The sequence below is a fragment of the Acidimicrobiales bacterium genome (assembly GCA_036399815.1).
Lineage (GTDB): Bacteria > Actinomycetota > Acidimicrobiia > Acidimicrobiales > DASWMK01 > DASWMK01.
Window position 1 is genome coordinate 1 of record DASWMK010000134.1, and the last position, 6,419, is coordinate 6,419.

The window sequence follows — 6,419 nt, forward strand, 5'->3', positions numbered from 1 at the left end:
CCGCCGCCCCGTCGCCGTCGCCGGCGGCCGTCGTGTCGGGGAGGGGCAGGGTGGGCGCCTCCGGCTCGGCCGCGGGGGCGGGCGCCTCGGCCGCCGAGGCGGTGGCGGTGGCCGTCGCGGCCGCCGTACCCCGGGCGGTGCCCGTGCCGACGGCGGTGGCCGTGTCGGTGGCCGCCGTGTCCGAGCCGGTGCCGGTGCCGGTGCCGGTGGCCGTGTCGGTGGCCGCCGTGTCCAGGCCGGTGCCGGTGGCAGTGGCCGTGCCGGTGCCGGTGCCGGTGCCGGTGCCGGTGCCGGTGGCCGTCGTGGCCGCCGTCTCCTCGGCGGGCGGGGCCGCCGGCTCGGCCGGGGCCTCCGTGGCCGCCGCCTTGGTCGTGCGCCGGGTGCGGCGCGGCTTGGGCGCCGGCTCGGCGGCCTCGGCCCCGCCGTCGTCGGCCGGCAGCACGCCGGCGGCCTTCAGGATCAGATCGACGATGTCGGCCTTGCGGGCGCGGGAACCGGGCTTGACGCCCATCGCCTCGGCGATGGTCGCGAGCTCGTCTCGCTCCTTTCGCTCGAGGGTCGAGCGTTCCAGGGCGGACGACTCCACGGTCACAGGCACCTCGCTGGGTCGGCGGAATGGGGAGACGGTTCGGATCGGTGGTCCCGCGGGAGCGCGTCGGCTGCCGACCGGCCGGACGGCCGGCGGTGCGCTGGCTGCGGGAGAGGATCCGACCCGTGGGGACCGGCGACTGGGGGGTGGTCGGGAGAATTCAGCACGAACCCTTCGAGCCAGGCCCCCGGATGCCGCGCTCGAGAGCGGAGGACCGTCTCGGGAGCGGATCGCCCCGTCGCAACCCGGAGCACCTCCGGTGGCGACGCCGGGACAATGGTAACGACGGTCGGCCCCGTGAGCAACATCCGCCGAAATGACGCGGGGCGGCGGGCGGCCGGGCGCGAGACTCGCCCGCTCGTGGACCCCGTGCTCCGGGCCGCCGGCCTCGGCAAGACCTTCCGGCGCGTCCGGGCCGTGGACGGCGTGGACCTCACGATCGCGCCCGGCGAGCGGGTCGCCCTGCTCGGCCCGAACGGCGCCGGCAAGACCACCACCCTCCTCATGGTCCTCGGCGCGGTCACGCCCGACGAGGGCACCGTCGACCTCCTCGGCCACCGGGTGGCCGACGGCCGGCGGCGGCGCTGGTGGCGCCACGGCGGCATCGGCGCGGCCCGGTCGGCGGCGATGGAGGGGGTCGGCTTCGCCGCCGGCTACCTGCCCCTCCCCGACCGGCTGCGGGTCCGCGAGGTCCTCGACGTGTTCGCCCGCCTCTACGGCGTCGACGACCCGGCGGCGGCCGTGGCGGCCGGGCTCGAGCGCTTCGAGGTCGCCCACCTCGCCGGCCGGCTGTGCTCGGAGCTGTCGTCGGGCCAGCGGACCCTCGTCGGCATCGTGAAGGCCGCCCTCCACCGCCCCCGGCTGCTCGTGCTGGACGAGCCCACCGCCTCGCTCGACCCCGACGTCGCCTACCGCGTCCGCGCCGGGCTGCTCGACACGTGCGCGAGCGAGGGCACCGCCCTCCTCGTGACGAGCCACGACATGGTCGAGGTCGAGCGGCTGTGCGAGCGGGTCGTGTTCCTCGCCGGCGGCCGCGTCGTGGCCGACGGCCCGCCCGGGCAGGTCGCCGCCGGGTTCGGCCGGGGCGGGCTCGAGGACGTGTTCCTCCACCTGGCCGGGACCCTGCGCCCGGCCGAGGAGGCGTCGTGAGGCGGCGACGGCGGCGGGTCGGCGCCGTCGTCCGCCGGCACGCCTGGGTGATGTGGCGCAGCCCGCACCGGTGGTTCGACGTCGCCTTCTGGCCGCTGGTCGACGTCCTCCTCTGGGGCTCCCTCGGCGTGTTCGTGGCCGAGCAGACGACCGCCACCCGGGCCGGGGTGCCGTACCTGCTCGCCGGCATCCTGCTGTTCCACGTCCTCTACCAGAGCCAGATCGCCGTCTCGACCGGGTTCATGGAGGAGACGTGGTCGAGGAACCTGTTGAACCTCATGACCACGCCGCTCACCGAGGCCGAGTACGCGGCCGGCGTGGCGCTGTTCGGCCTGGCCAAGCTGGCCATGGGCATGGCCGTCGTGGTCGCCTGCTGCGTCGGCTTCTACGCGTTCGACGTGCTCGACGTCGGCTGGGCGCTCGTGCCCATCGCCGCCATCCTGCTCGCCTGCGGGTGGGTGATCTCCCTGTTCGTCGTCGGGCTCATCCTGCGCTTCGGCCAGGGCGCGGAGATCCTCGCCTGGGGGATCACGTTCGTGATCATGCCGCTGTCCGGCGTCTTCTACCCGGTCGACGCGCTGCCCGGGCCGGTGCAGCCGATCGCCAAGGTGCTGCCGACGACGGCCGCGTTCGGCGCCGTGCGGACCGTCCTCGACGGCGAGGCCGTGCCCTGGGGGACGATCGCGGCCGGGGCCGCCGGCGCCCTGGTCGCCGCCCTCGCCGGGCTGGCCTTCCTCGCCAGGATGCTGGCCGTGTTCCGCGACCGGGGCTACGTGACCCGGTTCTCCTGACGCGAGCGACCCCCCGCCGTGGTGCGTGGGGCGGGGGGCCGTCGCTGATTCGGGGGAGGCAACACAGCCCCGGAGGTCGTCCGGCGTGTTGCGATCACATTACGACGGCATGACGACGACCGTCAAGCCCTGACGGCGAACCGCTCCACGATGGCGGCCCGGACGGCGCCGAGGTCGGCCGGCACGGCGGTGACCCGCTCCGGCCGGTCGAGCAGGTCGGCCAGGCGGTCGGGCAGGGCGGGGCGGACGCCGGTGGCCTCGGCCACGGCGTCGGGGAACTTGGCCGGGTGGGCCGTCGCCAGGCACACGACGGGCGTGTCGCCCGTGTCGGCCCGCCGGGCGCGCGCCGCGGCCACGCCGACCGCGGTGTGGGGGTCGATCAGCACGCCGGTCCGCCGGTGGACGTCGCCCATCGTCGCCAGGGTCGCCTCGTCGTCGACGCTCGCCGCCGGGAACCGCCCGGCCAGCTCGCCCGCCCGCCCGGGGCCGACGTCGACCGGCCGGCCGGCGGCCAGGTCGGCCATCCACCCGGCGACGGTGGCGCCGTCGCGGTCGGCGAGCTCGAAGAGCAGGCGCTCGGCGTTGCTCGCCACCTGCACGTCCATGCTCGGGCTGAGGGTGGCGTGGACGGGCCCGCCGCCCAGCACGCCGGTCCGCAGCCACCGGGCGAGGGCGTCGTTGCGGTTGCTGCCGACCACCACGGTGTCGACGGCGAGCCCCATCCGCCGGGCCACCCAGGCGGCGTAGGCGTTGCCGAAGTTCCCGCTCGGGACGGCGAAGGACACGGGCCCGCCGCCGAGGCGCCGCGCCGCCAGCACGAACGGCGCCACCTGCACGGCCAGGCGGGCCCAGTTGATCGAGTTCATCGCCATCAGCCGGAGCCCGCCGCGGTCCCGCTCCTCGGCGAACAGCCGCTTCACCAGCGCCTGGCAGTCGTCGAAGTTGCCGTCGACGGCCAGGTTGAGCACGTTGGGCTCGTCCACCGTCGTCATCTGCCGGCGCTGCACCTCGGAGACGAGCCCGGCCGGGTGGAGGACGGCGACGTCGACCGACGGCCGCCCCCGGCACGCCTCGATGGCTGCCGAGCCGGTGTCGCCCGACGTGGCCACGACGACCGTGGCCCGCTCGCCCCGCCTCGTCAGCTCGGCGTCGACCAGGCGGCCGACGACCTGGAGGGCGACGTCCTTGAAGGCCAGGGTCGGCCCGTGGAACAGCTCGAGGAGGTGCACGTCGCCGAGGTCGACGAGCGGGAGGACGTCGGGGTGGTCGAAGGTGGCGGCGGCCTCGGCCACCGCGTCGCCGACCCCCGGCCCGGCGAAGCGCTCCAGCACCGCAGTGGCGAGCCCGACCCACCCGTCGCCCGTTTCCGCCGGCAGCGACGGCCAGGCGTCGGGCACCCAGAGGCCGCCGTCATCGGCCGTGCCGGCGAGCAGCGCGTCCGCGAAGGGCACCGGCCCGGCCCGGCCCCTCGTGCTGACGTAGGAGGTCACCCGCCGACGACCCGCAGCATCGTCCCGACCCGGTCGACGACGTCGAGGTGGCGCAGGTCGGACAGCACGGCCTGGAGGTCGCGCTCGACGGCCGTGTGGGTGATGAGGATGAGCCTGGCCTCGTCGCCCAGGCCCTCCTGCTCCATGGACCGGATCGACACGCCGTGGCGCTCGAACACCTCGGCCACCTTGCGGAGCACGCCCGGCCGGTCGAGCACCTGGAGGTTCACGTAGTACTCGCCGGCCAGCTCGTCCACCGGCCGCAGCTCCGCCGGGCGGAGCGCCCCCAGGCTGGCGTGGGCCCCGCTGCGCAGGTTGGCGGCGGCGTCGACCAGGTCGCCGAGCACCGCGCTGGCCGTCGGCCGCCCGCCCGCGCCCCGCCCGAGCAGCATGAGGCTGCCGACGGCGTCGCCCTCGACGAACACGGCGTTGTAGCTCTCGCGCACCGAGGCCAGCGGGTGCGCGGTCGGGACCATGGCCGGGTGGACGCGGACGGCGACCTGCCCCTCGACGGCCTCGCAGACGGCCAGCAGCTTCACGACGTAGCCGAGGCGGGCGGCGAAGTCGATGTCGACGGGGGTGATGCCGGCGATGCCCTCGTGGTACACGTCGCCGGCCACCACCGTCGCCCCGAAGGCGATCGTGGCGAGGATGGCCGCCTTGGCCCCGGCGTCGTGGCCCTCGACGTCGGCCGTCGGGTCCCGCTCGGCGTACCCCAGGCTCTGGGCCTCGGCCAGCGCCTCGTGGTAGGTGGCGCCGGCCTCGCTCATCCTCGTGAGGATGTAGTTGGTCGTCCCGTTGACGATGCCCATCACCCGGGTGATGCGCTCGCCGGCGAGCGACTCCCGCAGGGCCCGGATGAGCGGGATGCCGCCGGCGACGGCCGCCTCGAAGAGCAGGTCCACCCCCGACCGCTCGGCCGCCGCGAACAGCTCGGCGCCCACGTTGGCGAGGAGCTCCTTGTTGGCGGTGATCACGGGCTTGCCGGCCTCGAGGGCGGTCAGCACGAGCGTCCTGGCCGGCTCGATGCCGCCGATCAGCTCGACGACGACGTCGACCTCGGGGTCGGCGACGACCTTCGAGGCGTCCCGGGTGACGACCCCGGGCGGAAGGGCGACCGGGCGGTCCTTCGACAGGTTGCGCACGGCGACGGCGGCCACCTCGAGGCGCAGCCCCGTGCGGGCGGCGACGGCGTCCCCCTGCTCGCCGACCAGCCCGACGAGCGCGGCGCCCACGTTCCCGCACCCGAGCACCCCCACCCGCACGGTCGTCTCCACCCGGGCGACGGTAGCGGACCGCCGGTCCGCTGGCGGCGTTCCAGTGCTTCTCATTGCTTTTCATGTCGCACCGGTGTACGGTGCGGTCCTCGAAGGACCGTCGCTCGTTCCCGTTCCCGTTCCCGTGGAGGACCACCATGACCCTCGCCGGCGCCGACCTGGCCCAGCTCGACGACCTCTCCCGCCGCTTCCTCGCCTGGGCCGACCAGGTGACCGGCCTCCAGTCCGAGATCACCGGCGCGGTGAACGCGCTGGTCGACGTGGCCTGGACCGGCCAGGTGGCGCGGGCGTTCCGGGACCAGTGGAACGGCGAGTTCTCCGCCGCGCTCACCCGCCTGGCCGAGGCCCTCGACGCCCAGGCCCAGTTCGTCCAGGTGAAGCGGGACGAGTTCGACCGCGTCGCCAACCAGCTCGGCTGACCCGATGCACGCCGCCGTCGCCCTCGCCATCGCCTCGCCTCGTCGTCGCTGCGGGCGGTGACCGGCGTGGACCTGGACCCCGACGTGTTCGACGCCGTCGCCGCCCGGCTGCCGGGGCTGGCGTCCGGCCTGGCCGCCGTCCTCGCCCCGGTCGCCGCCGCGAGCGGGCCGGACGTGTGGCGCGGCGAGGCGGCGTCGGCCTTCGAGGACGGGCTCGACCGGTCCGTCCGGGTGCTGGCGACGATCGAGGCCGACCTCCAGAACCTCGGCTGCGAGCTGACGATGGCCGCGGCCCGGCTGCGAGCGGAGGGCTGAGCGATGCTGGTCCGCTACCGGCGGGGCGGCGCCGAGCACGTCCTCGACGTCCACGCGCAGCCCGAGGCCACCGTCGCCGACCTGGCCGCCGCCCTCGCCGAGGCCGCCGGGCTGGACGCCGCCGCGGCCGGCGGCCTCCTCGTCGACGGCCGCGCCGGCGGGCCCACCACCCCGGTCGCGGCCCGCGGCCTGGCGCCCGGCGCCGACCTCGCCAGCATCGGCGGCCGCCCGGCCGTCACCGGGGCTCACCGCGCCGGCGCCGATCGACCACCCCTCACCCGTCCCCCGGCGGCGCCCACGACGCCGGGCCCGGGCGGCGGCGGGCCCACCCCCACGCCCGCCGCCGCCCACCGACCTCCCCTCCCCCCTCCCCCGGCGCACCTCCCGAC

8 protein-coding genes are annotated in these 6,419 nt (G+C 76.4%); 5 read left to right on the forward strand and 3 right to left on the reverse strand.

The features are described 5' to 3' along the window. The coding region (locus VGB14_09245; protein HEX9993096.1) for a Rho termination factor N-terminal domain-containing protein at positions 1–586 on the reverse strand (586 nt) is incomplete at its 3' end. 363 nt (positions 587–949) lie between these two features. On the opposite strand from VGB14_09245, the gene VGB14_09250 reads away from it, so the two are divergent. Further along, positions 950–1,738 (forward strand): ABC transporter ATP-binding protein, encoded by a 789-nt coding sequence (locus VGB14_09250; protein HEX9993097.1) that lies wholly within the window; start codon positions 950–952, stop codon positions 1,736–1,738. Then, positions 1,735–2,529 (forward strand): ABC transporter permease, encoded by a 795-nt coding sequence (locus VGB14_09255; protein HEX9993098.1) that lies wholly within the window; start codon positions 1,735–1,737, stop codon positions 2,527–2,529. Before VGB14_09250 ends, VGB14_09255 begins: the two co-directional genes overlap by 4 nt. Positions 2,530–2,651: 122 nt before the next feature. Here the strand turns inward: VGB14_09255 and thrC are convergent, their stop codons facing one another. Then, on the reverse strand, positions 2,652–4,019 hold the full coding sequence (thrC, locus tag VGB14_09260) for a threonine synthase (GenBank protein HEX9993099.1): 1,368 nt from the start codon (positions 4,017–4,019) through the stop codon (positions 2,652–2,654). Continuing rightward, entirely contained in the window at positions 4,016–5,296 is a 1,281-nt protein-coding gene (locus VGB14_09265; protein HEX9993100.1) for a homoserine dehydrogenase, read from the reverse strand. The genes thrC and VGB14_09265 overlap by 4 nt, the downstream gene beginning before the upstream one ends. A 62-nt stretch (positions 5,297–5,358) precedes the next feature. Here VGB14_09265 and VGB14_09270 point away from each other — a divergent pair, with 62 nt between their 5' ends. The 3 genes from VGB14_09270 to VGB14_09280 form a co-directional block, all read left to right on the forward strand. Beyond that, positions 5,359–5,715, forward strand: a complete 357-nt coding sequence (locus tag VGB14_09270; GenBank protein ID HEX9993101.1) for a WXG100 family type VII secretion target — start codon at positions 5,359–5,361, stop codon at positions 5,713–5,715. A 57-nt stretch (positions 5,716–5,772) separates the two neighbouring features. Next, the gene (locus tag VGB14_09275; GenBank protein ID HEX9993102.1) at positions 5,773–6,030 is read left to right on the forward strand and encodes a hypothetical protein; all 258 of its coding nucleotides are present in this window, start codon (positions 5,773–5,775) and stop codon (positions 6,028–6,030) included. Between the two features lie 3 nt (positions 6,031–6,033). Continuing rightward, the coding region (locus tag VGB14_09280; GenBank protein HEX9993103.1) for a hypothetical protein at positions 6,034–6,419 on the forward strand (386 nt) is incomplete at its 3' end.